General features: G+C 71.6%; 25 protein-coding genes. 15 read left to right on the forward strand and 10 right to left on the reverse strand.

Annotation, left to right across the window (positions count from 1 at the left end; genetic code table 11):
* Positions 1-536 precede the first annotated feature (536 nt).
* From ACZ6JS_RS10090 to ACZ6JS_RS10115, 6 genes are all read left to right on the forward strand, one after another.
* Positions 537-1,472 (forward strand): HhH-GPD family protein, encoded by a 936-nt coding sequence (locus ACZ6JS_RS10090; RefSeq protein WP_469297654.1) that lies wholly within the window; start codon positions 537-539, stop codon positions 1,470-1,472.
* A gap of 273 nt (positions 1,473-1,745) precedes the next feature.
* Entirely contained in the window at positions 1,746-2,312 is a 567-nt protein-coding gene (locus ACZ6JS_RS10095; RefSeq protein WP_030763752.1) for a SigE family RNA polymerase sigma factor, read from the forward strand.
* Positions 2,313-2,377: 65 nt separating this feature from the next.
* A complete protein-coding gene (locus tag ACZ6JS_RS10100; protein WP_469297190.1) occupies positions 2,378-3,004 on the forward strand; it encodes a hypothetical protein in 627 nt (208 codons plus the stop codon).
* A 28-nt stretch (positions 3,005-3,032) separates the two neighbouring features.
* Positions 3,033-3,746 carry a two-component system response regulator CseB gene (gene cseB, locus ACZ6JS_RS10105; RefSeq protein ID WP_469297191.1) on the forward strand — a complete coding sequence of 238 codons (714 nt, stop codon included), beginning with the start codon at positions 3,033-3,035 and terminating at the stop codon, positions 3,744-3,746.
* Positions 3,743-5,083 (forward strand): two-component system sensor histidine kinase CseC, encoded by a 1,341-nt coding sequence (gene cseC / locus ACZ6JS_RS10110; RefSeq protein WP_469297192.1) that lies wholly within the window; start codon positions 3,743-3,745, stop codon positions 5,081-5,083. Before cseB ends, cseC begins: the two co-directional genes overlap by 4 nt.
* Positions 5,084-5,138: 55 nt before the next feature.
* Positions 5,139-6,284 (forward strand): LamG-like jellyroll fold domain-containing protein, encoded by a 1,146-nt coding sequence (locus ACZ6JS_RS10115; protein WP_469297193.1) that lies wholly within the window; start codon positions 5,139-5,141, stop codon positions 6,282-6,284.
* 82 nt (positions 6,285-6,366) lie between these two features.
* Here the strand turns inward: ACZ6JS_RS10115 and ACZ6JS_RS10120 are convergent, their stop codons facing one another.
* Positions 6,367-6,951, reverse strand: coding sequence for a M23 family metallopeptidase (locus tag ACZ6JS_RS10120; RefSeq protein ID WP_469297194.1), 585 nt, complete (start codon positions 6,949-6,951; stop codon positions 6,367-6,369).
* 338 nt (positions 6,952-7,289) lie between these two features.
* Between ACZ6JS_RS10120 and ACZ6JS_RS10125 the strand changes: the two genes are divergently transcribed.
* Positions 7,290-10,238 carry an NACHT domain-containing protein gene (locus ACZ6JS_RS10125; protein ID WP_469297195.1) on the forward strand — a complete coding sequence of 983 codons (2,949 nt, stop codon included), beginning with the start codon at positions 7,290-7,292 and terminating at the stop codon, positions 10,236-10,238.
* A gap of 80 nt (positions 10,239-10,318) precedes the next feature.
* Here ACZ6JS_RS10125 and ACZ6JS_RS10130 read toward each other — a convergent pair whose 3' ends face one another.
* On the reverse strand, positions 10,319-12,844 hold the full coding sequence (locus ACZ6JS_RS10130) for an ATP-dependent Clp protease ATP-binding subunit (protein WP_469297196.1): 2,526 nt from the start codon (positions 12,842-12,844) through the stop codon (positions 10,319-10,321).
* A gap of 462 nt (positions 12,845-13,306) precedes the next feature.
* Here ACZ6JS_RS10130 and ACZ6JS_RS10135 point away from each other — a divergent pair, with 462 nt between their 5' ends.
* On the forward strand, positions 13,307-13,891 hold the full coding sequence (locus ACZ6JS_RS10135; protein ID WP_469297197.1) for an SCO3374 family protein: 585 nt from the start codon (positions 13,307-13,309) through the stop codon (positions 13,889-13,891).
* On the opposite strand, the gene ACZ6JS_RS10140 is transcribed toward ACZ6JS_RS10135, so the two are convergent.
* From ACZ6JS_RS10140 to ACZ6JS_RS10170, 7 genes are all read right to left on the reverse strand, one after another.
* Entirely contained in the window at positions 13,870-14,208 is a 339-nt protein-coding gene (locus ACZ6JS_RS10140) for a histone-like nucleoid-structuring protein Lsr2 (RefSeq protein ID WP_037921217.1), read from the reverse strand. The genes ACZ6JS_RS10135 and ACZ6JS_RS10140 overlap by 22 nt on opposite strands.
* Positions 14,209-14,373: 165 nt before the next feature.
* A complete protein-coding gene (locus ACZ6JS_RS10145) occupies positions 14,374-14,904 on the reverse strand; it encodes an amino-acid N-acetyltransferase (RefSeq protein ID WP_469297198.1) in 531 nt (176 codons plus the stop codon).
* Between the two features lie 11 nt (positions 14,905-14,915).
* Complete coding sequence (locus ACZ6JS_RS10150) at positions 14,916-15,425, reverse strand: BlaI/MecI/CopY family transcriptional regulator (protein WP_469297199.1); 510 nt, start codon at positions 15,423-15,425, stop codon at positions 14,916-14,918.
* 113 nt (positions 15,426-15,538) lie between these two features.
* Positions 15,539-15,706 carry a hypothetical protein gene (locus ACZ6JS_RS10155; protein ID WP_030763779.1) on the reverse strand — a complete coding sequence of 56 codons (168 nt, stop codon included), beginning with the start codon at positions 15,704-15,706 and terminating at the stop codon, positions 15,539-15,541.
* Between the two features lie 85 nt (positions 15,707-15,791).
* Entirely contained in the window at positions 15,792-16,376 is a 585-nt protein-coding gene (locus tag ACZ6JS_RS10160; RefSeq protein ID WP_469297200.1) for a hypothetical protein, read from the reverse strand.
* Between the two features lie 84 nt (positions 16,377-16,460).
* Positions 16,461-16,646: a DUF397 domain-containing protein gene (locus tag ACZ6JS_RS10165; RefSeq protein WP_469297201.1), complete on the reverse strand. Its 186-nt coding sequence runs from the start codon at positions 16,644-16,646 to the stop codon at positions 16,461-16,463.
* A 194-nt stretch (positions 16,647-16,840) separates the two neighbouring features.
* Positions 16,841-17,977 (reverse strand): threonine aldolase family protein, encoded by a 1,137-nt coding sequence (locus tag ACZ6JS_RS10170; protein ID WP_469297202.1) that lies wholly within the window; start codon positions 17,975-17,977, stop codon positions 16,841-16,843.
* A gap of 54 nt (positions 17,978-18,031) precedes the next feature.
* Here ACZ6JS_RS10170 and ACZ6JS_RS10175 point away from each other — a divergent pair, with 54 nt between their 5' ends.
* Genes ACZ6JS_RS10175 through ACZ6JS_RS10195 form a run of 5 tightly spaced genes read left to right on the forward strand, consistent with a single transcriptional unit; the run spans position 18,032 to position 23,503 of the window.
* Positions 18,032-18,997, forward strand: a complete 966-nt coding sequence (locus ACZ6JS_RS10175; RefSeq protein ID WP_381785869.1) for a Rossmann-like and DUF2520 domain-containing protein — start codon at positions 18,032-18,034, stop codon at positions 18,995-18,997.
* Positions 18,994-19,986, forward strand: a complete 993-nt coding sequence (panC, locus tag ACZ6JS_RS10180; RefSeq protein WP_469297203.1) for a pantoate--beta-alanine ligase — start codon at positions 18,994-18,996, stop codon at positions 19,984-19,986. The genes ACZ6JS_RS10175 and panC overlap by 4 nt, the downstream gene beginning before the upstream one ends.
* A complete protein-coding gene (locus ACZ6JS_RS10185; RefSeq protein WP_469297204.1) occupies positions 19,983-21,719 on the forward strand; it encodes an L-aspartate oxidase in 1,737 nt (578 codons plus the stop codon). The genes panC and ACZ6JS_RS10185 overlap by 4 nt, the downstream gene beginning before the upstream one ends.
* Before the next feature lie 2 nt (positions 21,720-21,721).
* Positions 21,722-22,690, forward strand: coding sequence for a carboxylating nicotinate-nucleotide diphosphorylase (gene nadC, locus ACZ6JS_RS10190; protein ID WP_030846085.1), 969 nt, complete (start codon positions 21,722-21,724; stop codon positions 22,688-22,690).
* 3 nt (positions 22,691-22,693) lie between these two features.
* Complete coding sequence (locus ACZ6JS_RS10195; RefSeq protein WP_030656442.1) at positions 22,694-23,503, forward strand: type III pantothenate kinase; 810 nt, start codon at positions 22,694-22,696, stop codon at positions 23,501-23,503.
* Between the two features lie 41 nt (positions 23,504-23,544).
* Here the strand turns inward: ACZ6JS_RS10195 and ACZ6JS_RS10200 are convergent, their stop codons facing one another.
* Positions 23,545-23,982, reverse strand: coding sequence for an ATP-binding protein (locus ACZ6JS_RS10200; RefSeq protein ID WP_469297205.1), 438 nt, complete (start codon positions 23,980-23,982; stop codon positions 23,545-23,547).
* Between the two features lie 200 nt (positions 23,983-24,182).
* Here ACZ6JS_RS10200 and ACZ6JS_RS10205 point away from each other — a divergent pair, with 200 nt between their 5' ends.
* Together ACZ6JS_RS10205 and ACZ6JS_RS10210 are read left to right on the forward strand one after the other, a co-directional pair.
* Entirely contained in the window at positions 24,183-25,034 is an 852-nt protein-coding gene (locus ACZ6JS_RS10205) for a helix-turn-helix domain-containing protein (RefSeq protein ID WP_469297206.1), read from the forward strand.
* A gap of 14 nt (positions 25,035-25,048) precedes the next feature.
* Positions 25,049-25,249, forward strand: coding sequence for a DUF397 domain-containing protein (locus ACZ6JS_RS10210; RefSeq protein ID WP_469297207.1), 201 nt, complete (start codon positions 25,049-25,051; stop codon positions 25,247-25,249).
* Positions 25,250-25,268 lie beyond the last annotated feature (19 nt).

The following is a 25,268-nucleotide window of genomic DNA, read 5'->3' on the forward strand; positions in this document are numbered from 1 at the left end:
GGAGGGGAGCGGCCCGACCGGATTGCGCAGAGATCCCACGAACGGAACCTTACAAAGATTCGCGGCCCGATCAGTGCCCCACATGCCGCGCAGCGGGCTTGATTTGCGGATGATCATCCTGCGGGCGCAAGCGGAATCGGCGGGAACCGGCCAAAGGGCCGACATGGACATTAATCCGGTTTGAGTACGTTCGGTGACCATGGACACTTCGGCCTCGTCCGCGCCGTCACCTGCCTCGCCCGCTGCCGATGTCCTTCTTCCGTGTCCTCGTCGGCGTTCTCCCACCCGCACGACGTGGCACCGGGCCTGCTGCTGGGCGGTTCGGCCGCCGCACTCGCCGTCCTGGCACCCACCGGCCCGGTGGCCTCCACCGCCCACACGGTGCGGTCGGGCGGGCATCCGAGGGGCATTCCGGCGGGCATCCGGCTGACGGGGCCGGGCCCGGCCGGCGCGTCCTCCCCCGAGGTCCGAAACGTGCCAGGATGCCGTATGCCATGACTGCATCCCCCTCTTCCTCCCCCGACGTGTCGCCCGACATGTCGCCGGACGTGTCCCGCGACGGCTCCCGCGACGTGCCCGCCAACTCCTCCCACGCACTGCACTCCCCGGTCATCTCGTGGTTCGAGGAGCACGCCCGCGACCTGCCCTGGCGCCGCCCCGAGGCCGGCCCCTGGGGCGTCATGGTCAGCGAGTTCATGCTCCAGCAGACCCCGGTCAGCCGGGTGCTGCCGGTCTACGAGCAGTGGCTCGCCCGCTGGCCCCGCCCCGCCGACCTGGCCGCCGAGGCCCCCGGTGAGGCCGTACGGGCCTGGGGGCGGCTCGGCTACCCGCGCCGGGCCCTGCGGCTGCACGGCGCCGCCGCCGCGATAACGGAGCGGCACGGGGGCGACGTACCGCGGGAGCACGCGCAGCTCCTCGCGCTGCCCGGGGTGGGCGAGTACACCGCCGCCGCGGTGGCCTCCTTCGCGTACGGGCAGCGGCACGCCGTCCTGGACACCAACGTCCGGCGGGTCTTCGCGCGCGCCGCCACGGGGGTCGAGTACCCGCCGAACGCGACCACCGCCGCCGAACGGCGCCTGGCCCGCGAGCTGCTGCCCGAGGACGAGTCCACCGCGGCCCGCTGGGCGGCGGCCTCGATGGAGCTCGGTGCGCTGGTGTGCACCGCGAAGAGCCCGGACTGCGCGCGCTGCCCGGTGGCGGGGCTGTGCGCGTGGCGCCTGGCCGGGAAGCCCGCGCACGACGGGCCGCCGCGACGCGGGCAGACGTACGCCGGGACCGACCGGCAGGTGCGCGGGAAACTCCTGGCCGTCCTGCGGGAGGCGGTGGGACCCGTTCCGCAGGCCGTGCTCGACACCGTCTGGAACGAGCCGGTACAGCGGGCCCGTGCGCTCGACGGGCTGGTTTCCGACGGATTGGTGGAGCCCCTCGACGGCGGCCTCTACCGACTGCCGCAGACCCGGCCGCAGGCATGACCCGGCATGACCGCAGAGGCGTTCGGCGGCGGACGGGAGGCGGTCCGGGAACGGACCGTGCGCCGGTCCGCCACCGCCCGTAGCCGCCGCTGAAGCTGAGTCAGCAATTCCGCTTGTTGCCGGGAAACCGCAGCTCACAGGCGCTGTTACACAACCTATGGGTGTCCGTGCTCCCACCGAAGGCTGGCTCGCACAGGCTCGTGACAACCCCTCCGTACCGTCGTCCCCGTAAGACAGCGGTGGAGCGGTTGGACGGAACGGAGGCGGTCTGAAATGGCGCAGGCGCACGGCGAGGTACTCGGGTTCGAAGAGTACGTACGCACCCGGCAGGACGCCCTGCTGCGCAGTGCCCGGCGGCTGGTTCCGGACCCCACCGACGCCCAGGACCTCCTGCAGACGGCCCTCGTGCGCACCTACGGCCGCTGGGACGGCATCGCCGACAAGTCTTTGGCCGACGCCTACCTCCGCCGCGTCATGATCAACACCCGTACGGAGTGGTGGCGCGCCCGCAAGCTCGAAGAGGTCCCCACCGAGCAGCTCCCCGACGCGTCCGTCGAGGACGGCTCCGACCAGCGGGCCGACCGCGCCCTGCTGATGGACATCCTCAAGGTGCTCGCGCCCAAGCAGCGCAGTGTGGTCGTCCTGCGACACTGGGAGCAGATGAGCACCGAGGAGACAGCCGCGGCGCTCGGAATGTCGGCGGGAACCGTGAAGAGCACTCTGCACCGCGCCCTGGCCCGGCTCCGGCAGGAGCTGGAGAGCCGGGACCTGGACATGCGTGCGCTGGAGCGCGGTGACCACACCATGCGGTACGAGGGGCGTGAGCGGTGCGCGGCCTGAACGGCCAAGATCTGGACGGCAGGAGCTCTCCCCCCCTCTTCCGGGGAAGAGGCAGTCTGGTGCTGATGTCGGCGGGGACCATCGTCCTCGTCGGCACAGCCGTGTTCGCGGTCGGTTGCGCCACCGGGGGCACCGGCCTGCGCGACGGCGGTCCCGCACGCACCGACACCGTCTCCAGGACCGCGCCGACCGACACCGCCGCGCCCTCGGCCTCCGGGTCCGGCGCGCCCCTGAAGAAGGTGGACCCGGTCGCACTGCTCATGGCGGACCCCAAGGTCAGCTCCGAGGTCAAGCGGGACCTCAAGCCCTGCACGGGCAAGGAGTACCCGGTGGACGTGAGCTACGGGAAGGTCACCGGCGGTCCGGTCGGGGACATCGTCGTGAACGTCCTGTCCTGCGCCGACGCCCTGGGCCGCGGCTCGTACGTGTACCGGGCGGACGGCGGCAGGTACGAGAATGTGTTCTCGGACGAACAGCCACCCGTCTACGCGGAGATCGACCGGGGCGACCTGGTGGTCACGAAGCAGGTCTACGGAAAGAGCGACACGCTCGCCTATCCGTCGGGCGAGGACGTGATCACGTACCGCTGGAACGGGGAGAAGTTCACCGAGCAGGACCGGGTGCACTCGGAGTACAGCAACGTGGTCGACGGCGGAGCCCAGCCCGCCCCGGCCACGAGTCAGAAGAACTGAGCAAGAAGAACTGAGGCGAGGCTTGCGCATGGCCGAGACCCATGTCCTGTTCGTGGAGGACGACGACGTCATCCGTGAGGCCACGACCCTGGCGCTGGAGCGCGACGGGTTCGTGGTCACGGCCATGCCCGACGGCCTGTCAGGCCTGGAGTCCTTCCGTGCGCGCCGGCCCGACATCGCCCTGCTGGACGTGATGGTGCCGGGCATGGACGGCGTGAGCCTGTGCCGCCGCATCCGCGACGAGTCCACCGTCCCCGTCATCATGCTGTCGGCGCGCGCCGACAGCATCGACGTGGTGCTCGGGCTGGAGGCGGGCGCCGACGACTACGTCACCAAGCCCTTCGACGGATCCGTGCTCGTCGCCCGGATCCGCGCCGTGCTGCGCCGCTTCGACCACTCCGGCGGCCCGCAGAACGGCGCCGCGGGCGCCTCCGACCACGACCCGGACGCCGAACGCGGGGTGCTCTCCTTCGGTGACCTGGAAGTGGACACCGAAGGCATGGAGGTCCGCAGATCGGGCGCCCATGTGTCGCTGACGCCGACCGAGATGCGGCTGCTGCTGGAGTTCTCCTCCGCGCCGGGCACCGTCCTGTCGCGCGACCGGCTCCTGGAGCGGGTCTGGGACTACGACTGGGGCGGCGACACCCGCGTCGTGGACGTCCACGTCCAGCGCCTGCGCACCAAGATCGGACAGGACCGCATCGAAACGGTCCGGGGCTTCGGATACAAGCTGAAAGCATGAGACGGTTCACCCTCCGCACGGGGATCCGCTGGAAGATCACACTCGCCATCGCCGCCGTGGGCGCCCTCGTCACGATCGCGCTGAGCCTGGTGGTGCACAGCGCTGCCCGCGTGTCGATGCTGGAGAGCGCGCGCGATGTGCAGCTGGAACGCGTGCAGTTCATCTCCCGCAACGCCGAGGCAGGGCGCAAGCCCCCCATGGGGGCCAAGCTCAACGACCCCGAACTCCCGGTCGAGCTGCGGCAGAAGGCGCAGTCGGGACGGCGGGGGACCTACGTCCAGGAACGCCCGCACGGTCTCCCCGAGGTGTGGGCCGCCGTACCGCTCGGGAACGGGATGGTGCTGTCGCTGCACACGCCGTTCCGGGAGAGCACCACTCTGCTCAACGACCTCGACCGGGCCCTGGTCATCGGCGGCCTGTCGGCCGTGATCGCCGGCTCGGCCCTCGGCGTGCTCATCGGCGGGCAGATCTCGCGCCGGCTGCGCAAGGCGGCGGCCGCCTCGCAACGGGTGGCGCACGGTGATCCCGACGTACGGGTACGGGACGCGGTCGGCGGTGTCGTCCGCGACGAGACGGACGACCTCGCGCGGGCCGTGGACGCCATGGCCGACGCGCTCCAGCAGCGGCTGGAGGCCGAGCGGCGGGTGACCGCCGACATCGCGCACGAGCTGCGAACCCCGGTGACGGGCCTGCTGACCGCTGCGGAACTGCTGCCTCCGGGCCGCCCGACGGAGCTGGTCCGGGACCGGGCGCAGGCCCTGCGCGCGCTGGTGGAGGACGTGCTCGAAGTGGCCCGGCTGGACAGCGCCTCGGAGCGGGCGGAGCTCCAGGACGTGGCGCTGGGCGAGTTCGTGAGCCGGCGCGTGAGGGCGCTGATGCCGGAGGCGACCGTACGGGTCGTCGCGGACGAGGTCGTCAGCACCGACCCGCGGCGGCTGGAGCGGATCCTGGGCAACCTGCTCGCCAACGCCGCCCGTTACGGGCAGCCGCCGATCCAGGTCGACGTCGAGGGACGGGTCGTACGGGTCCGCGACCACGGGCCGGGTTTCCCCGAGGCGCTGCTGCGCGAGGGTCCGAGCCGGTTCCGTACCGGATCGACGGACCGCGCGGGGGTGGGGCACGGACTGGGTCTGACCATCGCGGAGGGTCAGGCGCGGGTGCTGGGTGCCCGGTTGACGTTCCGCAACGTGGCGGCTCCGGGTGTCCTGGGCCGCTCGGTGACGGCGGCGGGCACGCCCGCCGACGGGGCGGCCGGAGCGGTCGCGGTGCTGTGGCTGCCGGAGCAGGCTCCGACGGCGACGGGCAGCTTCCCGGTCCTCAAGCTGCCGCCGGACTGACACCGGGGGCACCGGGCAGTGCCTGCCCACGGGTGCGTGACTTAGGCTCCGTTCCATGACCGACGGCACGAATCCTCCGAGCAGCCCGCAGCCCGAGCCCGCCCCCGGCAGCGGCTACGGGTTCCCGCCGGGACCGCCCGCCCAGAACGGCTACGGCTACCCGGCCGGCGGCGGTGGCTACGGCTACCCGCAGGCCGGGCAGCAGCCGAACCCGTACCAGCAGGAGGCGGACGGCGGTCAGTGGCCGCCGGCCGCCCCGGCCCAGCCGGCCTTCACGATGCTCGCCGGCCCCGACATACCCGGCGCGTCGCAGCAGCCGGACTGGGAGGCCATGGCCGAACGGTCCGATGCCGAGCGGCGCAGGAAGAAGCTGTGGATGCTGGGCGGCACGGTGACCGTACTGGCGCTCCTCGCCGGCGGTGGAACGTTCTTCCTGCTGGGGAGCCAGGACGGTGGCGGCGGTGCCGACGCCCAGCCGTCGACCTCGGTCTCGCCCGAGCCGGAGGACTCGAAGTCGCCGACCGCCTACACGGCCACCGTCGCGGGCGACGACACCCTGCTGCGCGACAGCTACGGCAGCATGGGCATCCGGCTGGGCCCCGACCTCAAGGTCGGCCCGCTGGGCAAGCGGTTCCAGGTCGTCGGCAGGGGCAACGGGAACTCCTGGGGGCAGTCCGCCGAGCCGGTCGTCGACGTGACGAAGAGCTTCACGGTCACGGCGCGCGCCTACAGCTCCGCCACCAAGGGCTCGCGGATCATCATGAGCCAGGGCGACGGGGAGTCGTTCTCCTTCGAGCTGGGCGTGAACGAGGTGAACGGCAAGCAGGCCTGGATCTTCCGCGTGCAGACGGGCGACAAGGGTGCGGCCGCGACCACGCGGACCGTGGCGGCGGAGGGGCTGACCATCCTCAAGACGCCGACGCTCCTGATGGCCACCTACGACGCGGAGAAGAAGGCCATCGCCCTCTACGTGGACGGCAAGAAGGCCGGCGAGACGCCGGTGCCGCCGATCTGGCAGGCCCCCGGCCCGCTCCAGCTCGGCCGGTCCAAGCACCACAACATCTGGACCGGACCGTGGCAGGGCGCCCTGCACAACATCAAGGTCTACGACTCGGCGTTCACGCAGGAGCAGGCCGCCGGGTACAAGGAGGGCAAGCTCTCACCGGCGCCGAAGCCGACCCACGCCTGGCTGCTCACCTGACCCGGCCGGGGACGGCCGCATACGACGGCGCCGACCGGCCACAAGGGTCGGTCGGCGTCAGTCACGCGGGGTGCGGCACGGGTCAGATGCTGACGCCGTTGGTGCGCAGGAAGGCCACCGGGTTGAGAGCCGAACCGTAGTTCGGGGTGGTACGGATCTCGAAGTGCAGGTGCGGGCCACTGGAGTTTCCGGTGTTGCCCGACAGGGCGATGCGCTGCTTGACGGAGACCTTCTGGCCGACCTTGACCTGGATCTTCGACAGGTGCGCGTACTGCGAGTACTTGTTGTTGGCGTGCTTGATCACGATGGCGTTGCCGTAGGCCGGGCCGTCGCCGCCGCCGTTCGGACCGGCCTTGACGACCACACCGGCGGCCACGGCGTTGACCGGGGTGCCGACCGGGACGGCGAAGTCCTGGCCGGAGTGCTTGCGGGCCCACATGCTGCCGCCCTTGCCGAAGGTCGCGGAGAGCGTGTACCTCTCCAGCGGCTTGTCCCACAGGCCGGCCTTCTTCTTCGCCGCTGCGGCGACGTCGGCGGTGGCGGCGGGAGCCGTCTGCGGAGCGTCGGCGAAGGCGGCGGTCGTCCCGGCCCCGAGAGCCAGCACAGCACCGAGGGTTGCGCCGACGGTGATACGGGTAGAACGGGTGATGACGCGCTTCGCGGACATAGAGCAGACCTCCGGGGCCGGGGACGTGGGCGATCACGCCCGTCTCGGGCATGAAGTGACCCGGCACGCTCAGCCATGTGCCGGGTTGGCTCATCTTTGGTAACCCGGATGTCCGGAGTTCCCCAAACGTCCCTGTTTACTACCGGAGCTCGTAGGTGAGCCGGGGTGACGTGGCCCGTTGACGGGATCCCGCAGGGGCGAAACCCCTCCAGAGCGCCCTTTTGATCTACGAAACCCCCTAGTATGTCCGATTTGCCCTGTGCGGCTTGTCACCGGCCGGGGCCGGGATCCACCGACTCATGACCATGGGAATGTGACCGGCGCTACGCTCCGGGCTCGTGGACCCGACAGCAGCGGGGATCCGACTTGCTTCGGCGGTCGTGGCGCCCCTGATCAAGAAGCTCTTACGGACCGAAGGTGCGGGCGCGGGCCTGGTCGACCGCCCCCAGCGCATCTCGTCCTACGTCTCCTGGCACGAGAAACGCGACCTCGACGCGGCGGACCTGCGCAGGCTGGCCGACCGCCTGGTGCGCGAGGCCCTGCGGGCCCCCGGCGAACGACCGCTCCCGCCCGGCGAGGAGGCCGGGGTGGCGGCAGCCCTCGCGGTGACCCTCCACGCGCTGGGCGACCTCACCCTCTCGGACGTGGAGGCCGTCCGCCTCGGCCCCGAGGCCTTCGCCCGCCGGCTCCGGGCCGCGGCCCCGCACCCCGGGCTCTCCCGGGACGCCGGCCTCTTCCACGACCGCCTGGTCGAACTGGCCTGCCTGCACATCCTGAACTTCTTCACCCAGCGCTCCACCTTCGTGGCGGCGACCCTGGTCGAGCAGAGCAAGCTGCACGCCGAGACCATCGCGAAGGTGGACGAGCTGCTGACCCGCCTGCCCCGCCAGGACGGCCGCGACGCGGCCTTCGAGGAGCGCTACCTCGCCTACGTGGCCCGTCGCCACTCCACCCTCACCATCTTCGGCCTGGACCTGGAACCGGGCTCCTCCCGCTGGCCGCTGGACGCGGCGTACGTGAGCCTCACGGCCCGGTCCGCCGAAGCCGACGCCCCCGAGGCCGCGCGGAACCCCGCACCGCGCTTCCTGCCCGCCGAGCGGCTCTTCCCCGAACACGACCGGGTCCTGCTGCGCGGAGATGCCGGATCCGGCAAGACCACCCTCATCCAGTGGCTGGCCCTCACCGCGGCGGCGGGCCCGGGCAACGGGCCCGTCCCGTACGTCCTCCCCCTGCGCACCCTGACCCGGCACGGCGAGCGGCTGCCAGCGCCCCGCGACTTCCTCGCCGGCACCCCGCTGGCCGGGGAGGCACCCGAGGGGTGGGAGAACCGCGTGCTGCGCGACGGGCGGGCGCTGCTGCTGGTCGACGGCATCGACGAGATCCCCGAGGACGAACGGGAAGGCGCCCGGGACTGGCTCGCCGACCTGATCACCGCCTATCCCGGCAACCGCTGGCTGGTGACCTCCCGGCCCTCTGCCGTCCGGCGGGACTGGCTCTCGGGCGAAGCCTTCACCGAGGTCACCCTGGATCCGATGAGCCCGGCGAACGTACGGGCCTTCATCGAGCGCTGGCACACCGCCGCAGCCGTCCCCGAGGGCTACGCGGAGCTTCTGCAGAACGCCGTACGCACCACACCCGACCTGGCACGCCTCGCCGCCAATCCCCTGCTGTGCGGTTTGATCTGCGCCCTGCACCGCGAACGCCGGGGCTTCCTGCCCACCGGCCGCAAGGAGCTGTACGCGGCCGCCCTGTCCATGCTGCTGCACCGCCGCGACCGCGAGCGGGGCCTGCGGCGGCCCTGCCTGGCGGAGGAACCCCAGCTCCAGCTGCTCCAGCGGCTCGCCCACTGGCTGGTCCGCAACGGCCGCACCGAGATGGACCGGTCCCGGGCCGAGGCACTGATCGCCGAACGGCTGCCCGCAGTGCCCGCCGCCACAGTCCTCGGCGACGCGCGAGCCGTGTTCGCGTACTTCCTGGAGCGCACCGGCCTGCTGCGGGCGCCCACGGTGGACACCGTCGAGTTCGTCCACCGCACCTTCCAGGACTTCCTGGGCGCGCGGGCCGCCCTGGACGAGGGCGGGGTCGACGAGCTGGCCCTCCACGCGGACGACGACCAGTGGGAGGACGTCATCCGCATGGCGGTCGCCCAGGGCCGCCCGCGCGAACGCACCGAGATCATCCGGGCCCTGCTCGACCGGGCCACGAACCGGTCCGTGCTCCTCGCCTACGCCTCCCTGCAGTACGCGGCAGAGCTCGATCCCGCACTGCGCGCGGAGGCCGAGACAGCCGTACGGCACCTGCTGCCGCCCCGCAGCGAGCAGGAGGCAGAGGAGCTGGGCCGGACCGGCCCGCTGGTGCTGGAGCTGCTGGTCGACCCGGCGACGGCGGACGAGCACGAGGCCCTGATGGCCGTCACGGCCGCGGGCGAAACCCTCTCGGAGCTTGCGATCCCCTACCTGGCCGGTTTCCGCGCCGCCGAGTCCGACCGGGTCCGGGCGGCCCTCGTCGCGCTGTGGGTCCGCTTCGACACACGGGAGTACGCCCGTGAGGTCATCGAACGCCTCGACCCCGCCCCCGTCCTGCGGATCCGCACCGACGAGGAGGCCGACGCCCTGCACGCCTTCGAGCGCCACCCTGCGCTGTTCTTCACCGAGGACGTCTCCTACCGGGCCCTTTCCGAGCTCTGCTCGCGCGTTCAGGCGGCGTGCCTGAGCCTCAACCTCAGAGACCTCCGCGACTTCGACTTCCTGCGCGGACAGACCTCGCTGGCGGAGCTGGAGGTCATCAGGTGCGGCCGGCACGCCGATGTGACAGCTCTGCGCGGTCTGCCTCTGCAGGTGGCCCGTCTCTGCGTGTCCGCCCCTGGGCTGCACGACGTCGTCTCGAGCTGGACCAGCCTGCACGCGCTGGAGCTGTACACACCGCTGCACTGGTCGGCCGGCACTCTGCCGCCCGGGGCGGGCATGGAGATCCAGCGCCTGGAGGCTCCGACGGTCGACGTGACCGGCCTGGGCCGGCACGCGGGGCTGCGCGTCCTGAACCTCGGACACCGCTGGCGGCCGGCCGGGCCGACGGACTGGGTGGAGCTGTCGCGGCTCGAACAGCTGGAGGAGCTCGCCGTACCGGACGAGGTGCTGGAGGGTCTCGTCGAGCACGGCAGGCTGCCGTCGCTGCGGTCCCTGCGGCTCTACGGGGCCGAGGAGCTGCCGCCCCGGCTGGAGGCACGGCTGGCAGAACGGTTCCCCGGCGCCGAGATCGAGCCGTACAGCACGGTGTACGAACAGTAGCCGCGCGGGAAAAAAGGGGCGGCCCCGGAACCGTGGGTTCCGGGGCCGCCCCTTTGTGGTGCTTGCATCGCACCCAGGCGTTACGCGCCCTTCGACAGGTCCGGGCCGGAGCCCGTGGCCTCGATCGGGGGGAGGTCGGGCAGGGCCGACTTCTCCTCGCCGCGGAAGGTGAACTTGGCTTCCTCGCCCTCACCCTCCTTGCCGACGACCACGATGTGACCGGGACGCAGCTCGCCGAAGAGGATCTTCTCCGACAGGATGTCCTCGATCTCGCGCTGGATGGTCCGGCGCAGCGGCCGGGCACCCAGGATCGGGTCGTAGCCGCGCTTGGCGAGCAGGAGCTTGGCGTCGCCGCTCAGCTCGATACCCATGTCGCGGTCCTTGAGGCGCTCGTCGACCTTCGCGATCATCAGGTCGACGATCTGGATGATGTCTTCCTCGGTGAGCTGGTGGAAGACGACCGTGTCGTCGACACGGTTCAGGAACTCGGGCCGGAAGTGCTGCTTGAGCTCTTCGTTGACCTTCGCCTTCATCCGGTCGTAGCCGGTCTTCGTGTCGCCCTGCGCCGCGAAGCCCAGGTTGAAGCCCTTCGAGATGTCCCGGGTGCCCAGGTTGGTCGTCATGATGATGACCGTGTTCTTGAAGTCCACGACCCGGCCCTGGGAGTCGGTCAGGCGACCGTCCTCCAGGATCTGGAGAAGGGAATTGAAGATATCCGGGTGGGCCTTCTCGACCTCGTCGAAGAGGACGACGGAGAACGGCTTCCGGCGCACCTTCTCGGTGAGCTGGCCGCCCTCTTCGTAGCCCACGTAACCGGGGGGCGAACCGAAGAGGCGGGAAACCGTGTGCTTCTCGCTGAACTCCGACATGTCGAGGGAGATCAGCGCGTCCTCGTCGCCGAAGAGGAATTCGGCGAGCGTCTTGGAGAGCTCGGTCTTACCGACACCGGACGGACCGGCGAAGATGAACGAGCCACCCGGGCGCTTCGGGTCCTTCAGACCCGCACGGGTACGGCGGATCGCCTGGGAGAGCGCCTTGATGGCGTCCTTCTGGCCGATGACCCGACGGTGGAGCTCGTCCTCCATGCGGAGCAGTCGCGAGGACTCCTCCTCGGTGAGCTTGAAGACGGGAATGCCGGTCGCGGTCGCGAGGACCTCGGCGATGAGCTCGCCGTCGACCTCGGCGACGACGTCCATGTCGCCGGCCTTCCATTCCTTCTCGCGCTTGGTCTTCGCCGACAGCAGCTGCTTCTCCTTGTCACGGAGAGAAGCCGCCTTCTCGAAGTCCTGGGAGTCGATGGCCGACTCCTTGTCCCGGCGCACGGCCGCGATCTTCTCGTCGAACTCGCGGAGGTCCGGCGGCGCGGTCATCCGGCGGATGCGCATCCTGGAGCCGGCCTCGTCGATCAGGTCGATCGCCTTGTCCGGGAGGAAGCGGTCCGAGATGTAGCGGTCCGCCAGCGTCGCCGCCTGGACGAGGGCCTCGTCCGTGATGGAGACGCGGTGGTGGGCCTCGTAGCGGTCGCGCAGGCCCTTGAGGATCTCGATCGTGTGGGGGAGGGAAGGCTCCGCCACCTGGATCGGCTGGAAGCGGCGCTCGAGGGCCGCGTCCTTCTCGAGGTGCTTGCGGTACTCGTCGAGCGTCGTGGCACCGATGGTCTGGAGTTCACCACGGGCCAGCATGGGCTTGAGGATGCTGGCGGCGTCGATCGCGCCCTCGGCGGCGCCCGCACCCACGAGGGTGTGGAGCTCGTCGATGAACAGGATGATGTCGCCGCGGGTGCGGATCTCCTTGAGCACCTTCTTCAGGCGCTCCTCGAAGTCACCGCGGTAACGGGAACCGGCGACCAGGGCGCCGAGGTCAAGCGTGTAGAGGTGCTTGTCCTTGAGGGTCTCGGGGACCTCGCCCTTGACGATCGCCTGCGCCAGGCCCTCGACGACGGCGGTCTTGCCGACGCCGGGCTCGCCGATGAGGACCGGGTTGTTCTTGGTACGGCGGGACAGCACCTGCATGACCCGCTCGATCTCCTTCTCGCGCCCGATGACCGGGTCGAGCTTGGATTCGCGGGCAGCCTGGGTGAGGTTGCGGCCGAACTGGTCCAGGACGAGCGAGGTCGAGGGGGTTCCCTCGGCCGGGCCGCCGGCCGTGGCCGACTCCTTGCCCCCGCCGGTGTAGCCGGAGAGCAGCTGGATGACCTGCTGCCGGACTCGGTTGAGATCGGCGCCCAGCTTCACGAGGACCTGGGCCGCGACGCCCTCGCCCTCGCGGATCAGGCCGAGCAGGATGTGCTCGGTGCCGATGTAGTTGTGGCCGAGCTGGAGGGCCTCTCGGAGCGAAAGCTCCAGGACCTTCTTCGCCCGCGGGGTGAAGGGGATGTGGCCGGACGGGGCCTGCTGCCCCTGACCGATGATCTCCTCAACCTGCTGGCGAACAGCCTCGAGCGAAATCCCGAGGCTCTCCAGGGCCTTAGCGGCGACACCCTCACCCTCGTGGATCAAGCCCAGGAGGATGTGCTCGGTGCCGATGTAGTTGTGGTTGAGCATCCGGGCTTCTTCCTGAGCCAGGACGACAACCCGCCGCGCGCGGTCGGTGAACCTCTCGAACATCGTTTATCGCTCCTCAGAGCGGTCGGGCAGTTCGGGGTCGGTCCCCGCCCTGTCCTTCCGCATGCTAGTCCCGTGGGGCGGGACAGCTCATTCCAACTGCCGACATCCGTCCACGGCTCACCCCTGCATCAGCGGGAAAACCGGCTTGAAGAGCCGACAACTGCTCCAACTCGATGGTGCGAGACGATGTTCCCGCAGGCCAGGCAGATACCCGTCATGCGTGTACGCCGACGGCGAACGGAAGCCGGTCAAAACAGCGTGTCGCCCCGATCCACTAGGAATGTCTTACCCGTAAGGGCTGACACTCCATGCCGGTGGCGCCGGTTCCCTCCGCTGAGGGCGAACAGAGTTCCGTCTCGAATGTGGGACTCCACCACCGCGGACGTTTACGTTCCGCACATCCGTGAGTGCGGAACGTCACATCTACCGTAACCCCGAAGCGTTTCTGCAGTTGCTCCGGACATGGCCGCAACCGTCCTGCCGACCGTCCCGCCGCCCCGCGTCGCGCCCCAGGAGGACGCGTACGCCGCCTGGTACGGGAGAGTGCTCGGCTGGACCGTCACGGGCGGGCCGCCGGCCCAGCTCGCGACCGGCATCGGCTTCGACGTGCTGGAGCTGCCGTCGGACGCGGGGGCGGCGCTGTTGCGCCGGCCGGTCGCCACGGGTCCGGTGGCCCTGATGGGGCGCCGGATGCGGTTCCTCGTGGCCCCGGGAAGCGCAGAGGAGCTCGACGGGCTGCTCGACTGGCTGGAGTGGGGCGGGGTCGCCCTGGATCTGACCGCCCTGGGTGCGGGCGGGCGGATCACCGCCCCGGCTCCTCCGGTACCGCCCCCGGGAGAAAGGCCCCGGGGGGCCGCCGTCTGGCTGCGACCCCCCGAGCAGGGGTGTGAGGCGCTGCTGCCGGCCCTGCCCGGTCCCGGGCGGGCCGCAGGGCCCGCTCGCGGGCCCGACCTCGTACGCCTGGTCGCGGCGGCGGCGACGGAGTGCCACCGGGCGCGCCTGGGGGGGCGTACGAACGGGGTCCGTCAGCCCTTGGCCTTCTCGTAGGCCTCGCGGATCTCGGCCGGGACGCGGCCGCGGTCGTTCACGTTGTAACCGTTCTCCTTGGCCCACGCGCGGATCTCGGCCGTGTCCGGGTTGCCGGTCGCCGCGGAGGCGCGGCCCTTGGCGCGGGCCGCGGTGGCACGGCCGCCGGTGCGGCGGCCGCCCTTGGTGTACGGGTCGAGCAGACCGCGGAGCTTTTCAGCGTTGGCGGTGGTGAGGTCGATCTCGTAGGTCTTGCCATCCAGAGCGAACGTCACCGTCTCGTCCGCCTCGCCACCGTCGAGGTCGTCGACAAGAAGGACCTGAACCTTCTGTGCCACCGGGATTTCCTTTCATCGAAAAGCAGTACGCGGAAAGGAAACCGCTTTTGCCTGGAAAACACAAACCCCCCGGGAGAGGTTCAGGACCGCAAGGAGGCGGGAAACGTGCGCGATTCGGACATAGGCCACAGGTGCGCGGGGCGCCGTAAAAGCTGAGGCCATCGATCAGAGGTGCAGAAGCATCCGACTGTTGCCCAAGGTGTTCGGCTTCACTCGTTCGAGACCCAGGAACTCGGCGACGCCCTCGTCATAGGAACGCAAGAGCTCCATGTAGACATCGGTGTCGACCGGGGTCTCGCCGATCTCGACGAAGCCGTGCTTCGCGAAGAACTCGACTTCGAAGGTCAGGCAGAAAACCCGGCTCACCCCGAGCGTGCGGGCCGTGCTCAACAACTGCTCGAGCACCCGGTGGCCGACACCGGCGCCCTTCAAGTCGCGGTCGACGGCGAGAGTGCGCACTTCGGCCAGGTCTTCCCACATCACGTGGAGTGCACCGCAGCCCACCACCTGTGCATCACTCTCGCGTTCCGCGACCCAGAACTCCTGGATGTCCTCGTAAAGGACGACAGGTGCTTTGTCGAGCAGGATCCGCTGCTGCACGTACTGGTCGAGGAGCCGGCGCAGGGCGGGAACATCGCGGGTGCGGGCGCGGCGGATCGTCACTGTTTCTGCATGTGCAGAGGAAAACTCTCCCATGGCTGCGGACGCTATCGCCCCGGCGGCCTCGGGGGCTCGGCGGACTCCGCGGACCCGTCTTCGCCTTGCGGTGGTGCGGAGGGTTCCGCGGAGGGTTCAGCGAAGGGTTCGACGCGGCCTTCCGAGCGGGGTTCCGCCGGGGCTTCGCCGGCGGACTCGTCGTCGTGCTGGACGACGCGGACGGCGTCCCGGAGGGCTTCGCGCTGTTCCGCGGACATCATGCCGAAGAAGGCGACGAGAGCGGCGGCGGGGTTGTCGCTCGTCGACCAGGCTTCGTTCATAAGTGCGGCCGAGTAGGCGGCGCGGGTGGAGACCGCCGTATATCGATAGGCGCGGCCTTCGGCTTCCCGGCGGACCCAGCCCTTCTGATGGAGATTGTCCATAACGGTCATGACCGTGGTGTACGCGATGGACCGTTCCTGCTGGAGGTCTTCCAGGACCTCCCGAACGGTGACCGGGCGGTTCCACTGCCACACCCGCGTCATGACGGCGTCTTCGAGTTCTCCCAGGGGGCGAGGCACAACAGCACGATAGTGCGGGTTGTGCGGAATTGCCCGGCCATTCACTCGGCAACGCGGCAGAGATCGGGCGCACGACCCGTACGGCCGCGCGCCCGCGGGGGGGGCTCCGGGTTCTAGTTCTGCTGCTGGCGGGCGGCTTCCGCCCGGGCGATCACGGCGTCGACCGCCGCGTCCTCCTTGGCCTTGTTGGAGCCTCCCTGGCTCTTCACGATCGTCACGACGAGGGCGATGAAGAACGCGGCCATCACGAAGGGGGGCACGAGCGCGGAGACGTAGTCCATGGCCCCAGCGTAGCCAAACGCACCCGTGCCGGTCCGGGTGGGTGAGGGGTGCGTTCCGTCCCGCCACCGGATCTGCCGGGCGCGCTCACATGACGGCGAGCCCGGACGCCGGGGGCGGGGTGGGCCTGCGGCGCGGCGGGAAGACCTCGCCGGGGGTGGGGACCGGCCGTTCGGGGCGCGGGCGCTCTTTGGGGGCCGGCGCCGGCCGCGGCGGCTCCTCGCGGCCGGCCGCCAGGGTCAGCAGGCGGGCGCGGGGCGCGGAGGCCGTCGTCAGGCGCCGCCGTACGGAGCGCTCCGCGACGGCCCGGGCCCGCTCCAGCAGCGCGGCGGCGGCCGGATTGGCCCGCAGTGCGCGCAGGGCGGCGAGGTCGTCGGGGGTCGGCTCGTAGCCGGCCGCGAGGGCCTGCCGGAGCAGTTCCACGTAGCCGGAGAGGCTGCCGGGCAGTGCGCCCCGGTAGCGGGCCAGGTCGTCCAGGACGAAGGCTCTGAGCCGGCCCGCCTCCCGGACCGCTTCGTCCACCGACTGCGCGAGGCGCAGGCAGTCCTGGACCTCCTCGGCCGCCAGGGGGGCCGAGGAGGACTGAAGGGCGTGGGCGAGCGAACGCCTGAGCACGTGCAGCTCAGCAGCGCTGAACGCCATGCCGCCGCGGGATCCGTAGGGCGTGGGCATGGGGCCGAAGATACGCGCTAATCGGACAAAATCCCCTGAAGGCGGGCGCGTACGGCGCGGCGCGGCCGGACGTCGGCACCGGCCTCAGCCGGTCTCCCTGACCGCGCGCAGGAAGTCCGCCCAGGCGGCCTGGGTCGTGGCGAGGACCAGGTGGGCGGGGTCGACGCGGTCGGCGACCTTCACGAGGGCGCCGGGGGTGACGGCGACGTAGACGCAGGCGTCGCCATCGCCGCAGAACGAGGACTTCCGCCACGCGGGCTGAGCGGTCATGGTGTCTCCTCCGGGCACGGTGGCCGGTAATTGCGGTCAAAGGACGGTAACTCCGGTGACGGTCCTCACCGGCGACTTTCACGCAATTCGGCGTTTCGCCGCTGCCCTGCGGGGGTGCGGATGGTACGGCCGCGCGCAGGCGGCGGGGGGCGCCCGACTGCGGCGGGGCCGTTCCCGGCCCCGTCCGGGCGGCGTCAGATGCGGGCCGCGAAGGCCGTGACCGCATCGTGGACGTCGGACTGCGTCCACGACAGGCCCGGCTCGGTGACGTCCACCTCGGTCACCGCGAGGCCCGGCGGCCCGCCTGCCGACCAGCGGCGGAAGAGGACCGTGCCCGTCTCCTCCGCCTGCCGCAGGGCAGCATCCGTCAGCCGGTCCGGCTCGTACGGCAGCCATACCTGGAACTGGTGTGTGTGCGGCTCCTCGGGGTGGACGCGCGACCAGGGGACGCCGGACTTCGCGAGGGCCTCGCGCAGCTCCCCGGCCACCATCCGCGCCTGGGCCACGTACGACGGCAGCCGCGGCAGTTCCCGTTCCAGCCCGGCCAGCGCGGCCAGGGCCTGCGGGAACTGGCGGAAGATCTGGCCCCCGTAGCGGTGGCGCCAGACCCTGGCCTCGTCCACGAACTCCCGCGGCCCGGCCAGGGCCGCCCCGCTCAGGCCGCCGAGCGACTTGTAGAACGAGACGTACACGGAGTCGGCGAGGCCGGCGATCTCCGGCAGCGGGCGGCCGAAGTGGACGGTGGACTCCCACAGCCGGGCCCCGTCGAAGTGGATCGCCGCCTCCCGCTCCCGGCCGGCCTCCACCAGTGCCCGGAGCTCCTCCCAGGTGGGCAGCAGGAACCCGGCCTCGCGCAGCGGCAGCTCCAGCATCAGCGTGCCGAAGGGCTCCCGGACGTCCTCGACCTCCTCCGCGGTCATCTGGCGCGACTCGGTCGTCGGGTGGACGACCCGCAGCCCGGAGACCGTCGACAGGGCCTCGCCCTCCCACATCTCCGGATGGCTCATCGGGTGCAGCGCCACGACCGGGTTCCCGGTGCGGCCGGCCCAGCAGCGCAGCGCGATCTGCTGCGCCATCGTGCCGCTGGGGAAGAACGCGGCGTCCTGCGTCCCGAGCAGCTCCGCGACCCGCCGTTCCAGCTCCGCGACGATCCCGTCGCCGTAGATGTCGCCCGGCGCGTCCATGTCGTAGTCGTACGAGGCCTCGGCGAGCCGCGCCAGCGACTCCCCCACCGTGGCTTCGCGCGGGCTGCGGGCCAGGGTCTTCCCCGCCGCCCGCCAGGCCGCCACGAGCCGGGCCGTGCGCTGCGCTTCGTCGTTGCTGTCGCTCATGACCCCTGATCCTCGCCCCTCGTCCCCGACCGGCCAAGAGCCCCACGGGCTAGCATGGCGGCGTATCGTCCGGTACCCCCGCGGACTGGAACGGAAGGCATTCCCCGCGTGAATCCATCACAGCAGCCACGCCCTGCCCGGCTCACCGTCGGCGTCGTCGGGGCGGGCCGGGTCGGCCCGGCGCTGGCCCGCGCGCTCCAGCAGGCGGGCCACCGGCCCGTCGCCGTGTCGGGCGTCTCCGACACCTCCGTGCGCCGCGCCGCGCGGATGCTGCCCGACGTGCCGCTGGTGCCGCCCGCCCAGGTGCTGGAACTGGCCGACCTGGTCCTGCTGACCGTCCCCGACGACGCCCTGCCGGCGCTCGTGGAAGGGCTCGCGGAGACCGGAGCGGTCCGCCCCGGCCAGCTCCTCGTGCACACCTCGGGCCGGTACGGGACCTCCGTGCTCGACCCGGCGCGCCGGGCGGGCGCCCTGCCGCTGGCTCTGCACCCGGCGATGACCTTCACGGGCACCGAGGTCGACGTGCAGAGGCTGGCCGGCTGCTCCTTCGGCGTCACCGCCCCCGACGAGCTGCGGCTGGCCGCCGAGGCCCTGGTCATCGAGATGGGCGGGGAGCCCGAGTGGATCGCCGAGGAGAACCGCGCGCTGTACCACGCGGCTCTCGCCCTCGGTGCGAACCACCTGGTCACGCTGGTCGCCCAGTCGCTGGAGCTGCTGCGCAAGGCCGGGGTGGCACACCCCGACCGGATGCTCGGCCCGCTGCTCGGCGCGGCCCTCGACAACGCCCTGCGCTCCGGGGACGCGGCCCTGACCGGCCCGGTGGCCCGCGGCGACGCGGGGACGGTCGCCGCGCACGTCTCGGAGCTGCGCCGGCACGCGCCGGGCACCGTCGCCGGGTACCTGGCGATGGCCCGCACCACCGCCGACCGGGCCCTCGCGCACGGTCTGCTCAAGCCCGAACTCGCCGAGGACCTGCTCGGCGTACTCGCCGACACGGACCCTGACGGGGGCGACCAGTGACCGAGCTGCTGCTGCACACCGCCGATGAGCTGCACAAGCTGCCGCGCACCGGCCGGCGGGCCGTGGTGATGACCATGGGCGCCCTCCACGAGGGCCACGCCACCCTGATCCGTACGGCCCGCGAACAGGTCGGGCCCGAGGGCCAGGTCGTCGTCACCGTCTTCGTCAACCCGCTGCAGTTCGGGGCGGGTGAGGATCTCGACCGCTACCCCCGGACCCTCGAAGCGGACCTGGCGGTCGCCGAAGGGGCGGGCGCCGACGCGGTCTTCGCCCCCGCCGTCGACGAGGTCTACCCGGGCGGTGACCCGCAGGTGCGGATCAGCGCCGGCCCGATGGGCGAGCGCCTCGAAGGGGCCACCCGGCCCGGCCACTTCGACGGGATGCTCACCGTCGTCGCCAAGCTGCTCCACCTGACCCGCCCCGACCTGGCCCTCTTCGGCCAGAAGGACGCGCAGCAACTGGCTCTGATCCGGCGGATGGTGACCGATCTGAACTTCCCCGTCGAGGTGGTCGGCGTACCGACCGTCCGCGAGGAGGACGGCCTGGCCCTGTCGTCCCGCAACCGCTACCTCACCCCTGCGGACCGGCGGACCGCCCTGGCGCTGTCCCGCGCCCTGTTCGCCGGCCGCGACCGGCTCGCCGCGCAGGCGGCGCTGCGGGCCCGCGCCGAGGCCGCCCCTGCCAGCGACGAGCGGGCCACCGCCCTGGCCAGGCTGGGCGAGATCCGCGCCTCGGCCGACGCCCACGCCGTCTCGGCGGCCTGCACGGGCCTGCCGGACGCGGTACGGGCCGCGGCGGGCCACGTGCTGGACGACGCGGCCCGCTCGGAGCCGCCGCTGGTGCTGGACTACCTGGCGCTGGTGGACCCGAAGGACTTCACCGAGGCCGGTCCCGACTTCACCGGGCAGGCCGTGCTGGCCGTCGCCGCGAAGGTCGGCACGACCCGGCTGATCGACAACATCCCATTGGAATTCGGAGCACACTCGTGAGCACCCCTGGCAGAGGCCCGGCCGGCAGCACCGGCATACGGCTGCACGCGCCGGCGCCCGGCTGGTCCCTCGACGCCGACGTCGTGGTCGTCGGCTCCGGTGTGGCGGGGCTGACCGCCGCGCTGCGCTGCGCGGCCGCGGGCCGCCGTACCGTCGTGGTGACCAAGGCCCGGCTCGACGACGGCTCCACCCGCTGGGCGCAGGGCGGCATCGCCGCGGCCCTCGGCGAGGGCGACAGTCCCGAGCAGCACCTCGACGACACCCTGGTCGCGGGCGCCGGCCTGTGCGACGAGGAGGCCGTACGGGTGCTCGTCACCGAGGGCCCGGACGCGGTACGGCGGCTGATGGCGGCCGGCGCGGTCTTCGACACCTCCGCCGAGACCGGGGAGATCGAGCTGACCCGGGAGGGCGGCCACCACCGCCGGCGGATCGCGCACGCGGGCGGCGACGCCACCGGCGCCGAGATCTCGCGGGCGCTGGTCGAGGCCGTGCACGCCGCGGGCATAGAGACCGTGGAGAACGCGCTCGTCCTCGACCTCCTCCAGGACGCGCAGGGCCGCACGGCCGGTGTCACCCTGCACGTCATGGGCGAGGGCCAGCACGACGGTGTGGGCGCCGTCCACGCGCCCGCCGTGATCCTCGCGACCGGCGGCATGGGCCAGGTCTTCTCCGCCACCACGAACCCGTCGGTGTCCACCGGCGACGGCGTGGCGCTCGCGCTGCGCGCCGGGGCCGAGGTCTCCGACCTGGAGTTCGTGCAGTTCCACCCGACGGTGCTGTTCCTGGGGCCGGACGCCGAGGGGCAGCAGCCGCTGGTGTCGGAGGCCGTGCGGGGCGAGGGCGCGTACCTCGTCGACGGGGACGGCGTGCGCTTCATGGTCGGCCAGCACGAGCTCGCCGAACTGGCACCGCGCGACATCGTCGCCAAGGGCATCATGCGCCGCATGCAGGAGCAGGGCGCGCAGCACATGTACCTGGACGCCCGGCACTTCGGTGCGCCGATGTGGGAGCAGCGCTTCCCGACGATCCTCGCCGCGTGCCGCGCGCACGGGATCGACCCGGTGACGGAACCCATCCCGGTGGCGCCCGCCGCGCACTACGCCTCCGGCGGTGTACGGACCGACCTGCACGGCCGCACGACCGTCCCCGGCCTGTACGCCTGCGGCGAGGTCGCGTGCACGGGCGTGCACGGCGCGAACCGGCTCGCCTCCAACTCGCTGCTGGAGGGCCTGGTCTTCGCCGAGCGGATCGCCGAGGACATCACGTCGCAGGAGCACGGCGGAGGCGGCCCCGGCGTCCCGGTCCCCTCGACCGGCCCGCTGCAGCCCGCCGGGGCCCGGTACGAGATCCAGCGGATCATGACGGACGGCGCGGGCGTGCTCCGTTCCGCGGCGTCGCTGGAGGCGGCGGCCGAGGCCCTCGAAGGGCTGTACGCCACCGCCCTGAACGATCTCGAGGCGCACGGCAAGACCGCCGAACCGGGTGTGGACACCTGGGAGGCCACGAACCTGCTGTGCGTGGCGCGGGTCCTGGTCGCCGCCGCGCGGCGGCGCGAGGAGACCCGCGGCTGCCACTGGCGCGAGGACCACCCGGACCGGGACGATGCCCGGTGGCGCCGCCACCTCGTGGTCCGGCTCTCGGCCACCGAGAAGCGGGCCCTGGTCGTCGTACCCACCGACTCCGCGGACTTCCCGTCCGTGCACCCCCTGAGCAACCCGAGCCTGGAGCAGTGACCGTGAGCACCCCCGAACTTCCCCTCATCGACCAGAACGACGGCGGCTGCGGTGACGACTGCGCCTGCGGCGACGGCGAGGAGAGCGGCCTCGACCCGGCGCTCGCGCAGCTGCTCGCGGACGCGGGCCTGGACCCGATCGAGGTCGAGGACATCGCCCACATGGCGCTCTCCGAGGACCTCGACGGCGGCGTGGACGTCACCACCGTGGCCACGGTCCCCGAGGACGCCGAGGCCGTCGCCGACTTCGTCGCCCGCGAGGACGGTGTCGTGGCGGGGCTGCGCATCGCGGAGGCGGTGTTCTCCGTGGTGTGCACGGAGGCCTTCGAGGTGGAGCGGCACGCGGAGGACGGCGACACCGTCAAGGCCGGCGAGGTGCTGCTGTCGGTCCGTGCCCGCACCCGCGACCTGCTGACGGCCGAGCGCAGCGCGCTGAACATCCTGTGCCGGCTCTCGGGCATCGCGACGGCCACCCGCCGCTGGGCCGACGTCCTGGAGGGCACGAAGGCCAGGGTCCGCGACACCCGCAAGACGACGCCGGGGCTGCGCTCGCTGGAGAAGTACGCGGTCCGCTGCGGCGGCGGCGTCAACCACCGCATGTCCCTGTCGGACGCGGCGCTGGTCAAGGACAACCACGTGGTCGCGGCGGGCGGTGTCGCGCAGGCCTTCAACGCGGTGCGCGAGGCGTTCCCGGAGGTCCCGATCGAGGTCGAGGTCGACACGATGCACCAGGTCCGCGAGGTCCTGGACGCGGGCGCCGACCTGATCCTGCTGGACAACTTCACCGTCCCGGAGACCGAGGAGGCCGTCACGCTGGTGGCCGGCCGCGCGGTGCTGGAGTCCTCGGGCCGGCTGACGCTGGACACCGCCCGGGCGTACGCGGAGACCGGCGTGGACTACCTGGCGGTCGGCGGGCTGACCCACTCCTCGCCGATCCTGGACATCGGTCTCGATCTGCGCGAGGCGGTGTAACCGGTGCTCCTCACCATCGACGTAGGCAACACCCACACGGTCCTGGGCCTGTTCGACGGTGACGAGATCGTCGAGCACTGGCGCATCTCGACCGACCCGCGGCGCACGGCCGACGAGATGGCCGTGCTGATGCAGGGCCTGATGGGCATGCACCCGATGCTCGGCAGCGAGCTCGGCGACGGGATCCACGGCATCGCGATCTGCTCGACGGTGCCGTCGGTCCTGCACGAACTGCGCGAGGTCACCCGGCGCTACTACGGCGACGTGCCGGCGGTGCTGGTGGAGCCGGGCATCAAGACGGGCGTGCCGATCCTGATGGACAACCCGAAGGAGGTCGGCGCGGACCGCATCATCAACGCGGTCGCGGCGGTCGAGCTCTACGGGGGCCCGGCGATCGTGGTCGACTTCGGTACGGCGACCACCTTCGACGCGGTGTCCGCGAAGGGCGAGTACGTGGGCGGGGTGATCTCGCCGGGGATCGAGATCTCGATGGAGGCGCTCGGCGTACGGGGTGCCCAGCTGCGCAAGATCGAGCTGGCCCGGCCGCGCCACGTGATCGGCAAGTCGACGGTCGAGGCCATGCAGTCGGGCGTGATCTACGGTTTCGCGGGTCAGGTCGACGGGGTCGTGGCCCGGATGGCCAAGGAGCTGGCCGGGCCGAACGGCGATCCGGACGACGTCCGGGTCATCGCGACCGGCGGTCTGGCCCCGATGGTGCTGGGCGAGTCCTCGGTGATCGACGACCACGAGCCGTGGCTGACGCTGATCGGACTGCGGCTGGTGTACCAGCGCAACGCGCCGAACTTCGAGTGACGCCGCCGGGAGGGGGGCCGCGGATACAGCCGCCCTCCCGGTCAGGCGCGGACTTCGACCCACAGCAGCTTTCCGCCGGCGTTCCCGTACAACCCCGCCCCGCCGAGCGGATAGCCGCCCCAGTTCGCGGCGTATGCCCGTACGAGGAACAGCCCGCGGCCCCGCTCGGCGCCCGACTGCGGTGTCGCGACGGGGGAGTCCGCTCCGAAGGGCGCAGGGATGTGCGGATTGCTGTCCCAGACGCTGACCCGCAGCCGGGTGGACCCCATGGCCCGGAGCCGGAGCGTGTACGGGCCGTCGGAGTAGAGGTAGGCGTTGGCCAGCAGCTCACCGGCCAACAGCTCCGCCGTCTCCACGAGTGCGCTCATCGCGTGGGTCCGGAGCACGGAACGCAGGGTCTGACGGGCGAGGCCTGGGGCGCGGGGATCTTGCGGGAGTTGCAGGCTGTAGGCCCACGACGGAGATACGGTGGCAGGCATGGAAGTCTCCGATCACGGAGGGGTGTTGGTCGCATTGCGCTTGCTGCCCGGTGACCGTGCCGCTCCGTCGAGCGGGGTACTTCCGGGCGGGGTGGCCTGCGTCCCAGACTAGGGTCGCGCAAGTGTTATTTGCGCGGATCTCGTGGGATCCAGGACCTCATTCGCTCGTGTGAGTGAGAAAGTCGCCGGAAGGGAGTGCCATGGCGGGGCGGGTAGCACTCACGGCCCGACGCATCCGCGTCGCCGTTGAGCTGCGCAAGTTGCGGGAACGCTCTGGGCTCACGGCGACCGAGGCTGCTCGTCAACTCGGCACCAGCCAGGGCCAGCTGAGCAACGTGGAGACGGGCAGGTTCGGAGTCAGCCCCGAACGCGTCCACGCCATGGCACAGGTGTACTCCGTCTGCGACCCCCTGCTCGTCGACGCACTGGCCGCAATGGCAGGCGACCGCACGAAGGGCTGGTGGGAGCAGTACAGGGGGATCCTGCCGCCCGGCCTCCTCGACCTCGCCGAGCTGGAGCACCACGGTCTGGCGCTGCGGGCCGCCTACACCGTCCACGTGCCCGGCCTGCTGCAGACGGCGGAGCACGCCCGGGAGATCTTCGGGCACGTGTTGCCGCCGCTGCCCCCGGAGGACGTGGAGCAACGCGTTGCCCACCGCATCAGGCGGCAGGAAGTACTCCACCGCGGCGACCCGGTCCCGTACACCGCGATCATCCACGAAGCGGCCCTGCGGATGAAGTTCGGCGGGCACTCCGTCGTGAAGGCCCAGCTGACCCATTTGCTGGAGATGGGAGAGCTGAGCCATGTCCGGATTCTGGTGATCCCCTTCGACGCGGGTTCCTTTCCCGGGTCGGGTCAGTCGATCTACTACGTCCACGGGCCCGTACCGCAGCTCGACACCGTCCACCTCGACCAGTCCCACGGCCCCGCACTGGTCGACGCCGAGGCCCAGCTCGCCAAGTACCGGCTGCTTCTGGACCGCATGGAGGGCGCAGCCCTCGAACGCGGGAAGAGCCGGGATTTCATCCACAGCATCCTGCGTGCCCTGTGAACGGAGAAGTCCCCATGACTCGGCTCAGCTGGCGAAAGTCGTCGTTCTGCCAGGAGGGAGAGGCCTGTGTGCACGTCGCTGCGGCCGCCCGCGGCGCGGCCGTGAAGGTGGCCGGCAGCGACGACCCCGGCAGGGATCACCTCACCGTCTCCCCAGCCGCGTGGTCGGCCTTCCTCCAGACGGTCAAGGCTGCCCCGCCGGTGCGACAGGGCTGATCCAGGGCCGGGCAGTGGC

The sequence above is a fragment of the Streptomyces sp. NPDC046349 genome, from assembly GCF_055587885.1.

What these genes read in the sequence shown, in the direction of transcription:
- ACZ6JS_RS10160 (WP_469297200.1), bottom strand. Translation starts at nt 16,376, where the DNA reads ATGCCCACGCCCTACGGATCCCGCGGCGGCATGGCGTTCAGCGCTGCT.
- ACZ6JS_RS10205 (WP_469297206.1), top strand. Translation starts at nt 24,183, where the DNA reads ATGGCGGGGCGGGTAGCACTCACGGCCCGACGCATCCGCGTCGCCGTT.
- cseB (WP_469297191.1), top strand. Translation starts at nt 3,033, where the DNA reads ATGGCCGAGACCCATGTCCTGTTCGTGGAGGACGACGACGTCATCCGT.
- ACZ6JS_RS10165 (WP_469297201.1), bottom strand. Translation starts at nt 16,646, where the DNA reads ATGACCGCTCAGCCCGCGTGGCGGAAGTCCTCGTTCTGCGGCGATGGC.
- ACZ6JS_RS10095 (WP_030763752.1), top strand. Translation starts at nt 1,746, where the DNA reads ATGGCGCAGGCGCACGGCGAGGTACTCGGGTTCGAAGAGTACGTACGC.
- ACZ6JS_RS10175 (WP_381785869.1), top strand. Translation starts at nt 18,032, where the DNA reads ATGGCGGCGTATCGTCCGGTACCCCCGCGGACTGGAACGGAAGGCATT.
- ACZ6JS_RS10090 (WP_469297654.1), top strand. Translation starts at nt 537, where the DNA reads ATGTCGCCGGACGTGTCCCGCGACGGCTCCCGCGACGTGCCCGCCAAC.
- ACZ6JS_RS10120 (WP_469297194.1), bottom strand. Translation starts at nt 6,951, where the DNA reads ATGTCCGCGAAGCGCGTCATCACCCGTTCTACCCGTATCACCGTCGGC.
- ACZ6JS_RS10130 (WP_469297196.1), bottom strand. Translation starts at nt 12,844, where the DNA reads ATGTTCGAGAGGTTCACCGACCGCGCGCGGCGGGTTGTCGTCCTGGCT.
- ACZ6JS_RS10200 (WP_469297205.1), bottom strand. Translation starts at nt 23,982, where the DNA reads ATGCCTGCCACCGTATCTCCGTCGTGGGCCTACAGCCTGCAACTCCCG.
- cseC (WP_469297192.1), top strand. Translation starts at nt 3,743, where the DNA reads ATGAGACGGTTCACCCTCCGCACGGGGATCCGCTGGAAGATCACACTC.
- ACZ6JS_RS10145 (WP_469297198.1), bottom strand. Translation starts at nt 14,904, where the DNA reads ATGGGAGAGTTTTCCTCTGCACATGCAGAAACAGTGACGATCCGCCGC.
- ACZ6JS_RS10100 (WP_469297190.1), top strand. Translation starts at nt 2,378, where the DNA reads ATGTCGGCGGGGACCATCGTCCTCGTCGGCACAGCCGTGTTCGCGGTC.
- ACZ6JS_RS10170 (WP_469297202.1), bottom strand. Translation starts at nt 17,977, where the DNA reads ATGAGCGACAGCAACGACGAAGCGCAGCGCACGGCCCGGCTCGTGGCG.
- ACZ6JS_RS10155 (WP_030763779.1), bottom strand. Translation starts at nt 15,706, where the DNA reads ATGGACTACGTCTCCGCGCTCGTGCCCCCCTTCGTGATGGCCGCGTTC.
- ACZ6JS_RS10135 (WP_469297197.1), top strand. Translation starts at nt 13,307, where the DNA reads ATGGCCGCAACCGTCCTGCCGACCGTCCCGCCGCCCCGCGTCGCGCCC.
- ACZ6JS_RS10115 (WP_469297193.1), top strand. Translation starts at nt 5,139, where the DNA reads ATGACCGACGGCACGAATCCTCCGAGCAGCCCGCAGCCCGAGCCCGCC.
- ACZ6JS_RS10210 (WP_469297207.1), top strand. Translation starts at nt 25,049, where the DNA reads ATGACTCGGCTCAGCTGGCGAAAGTCGTCGTTCTGCCAGGAGGGAGAG.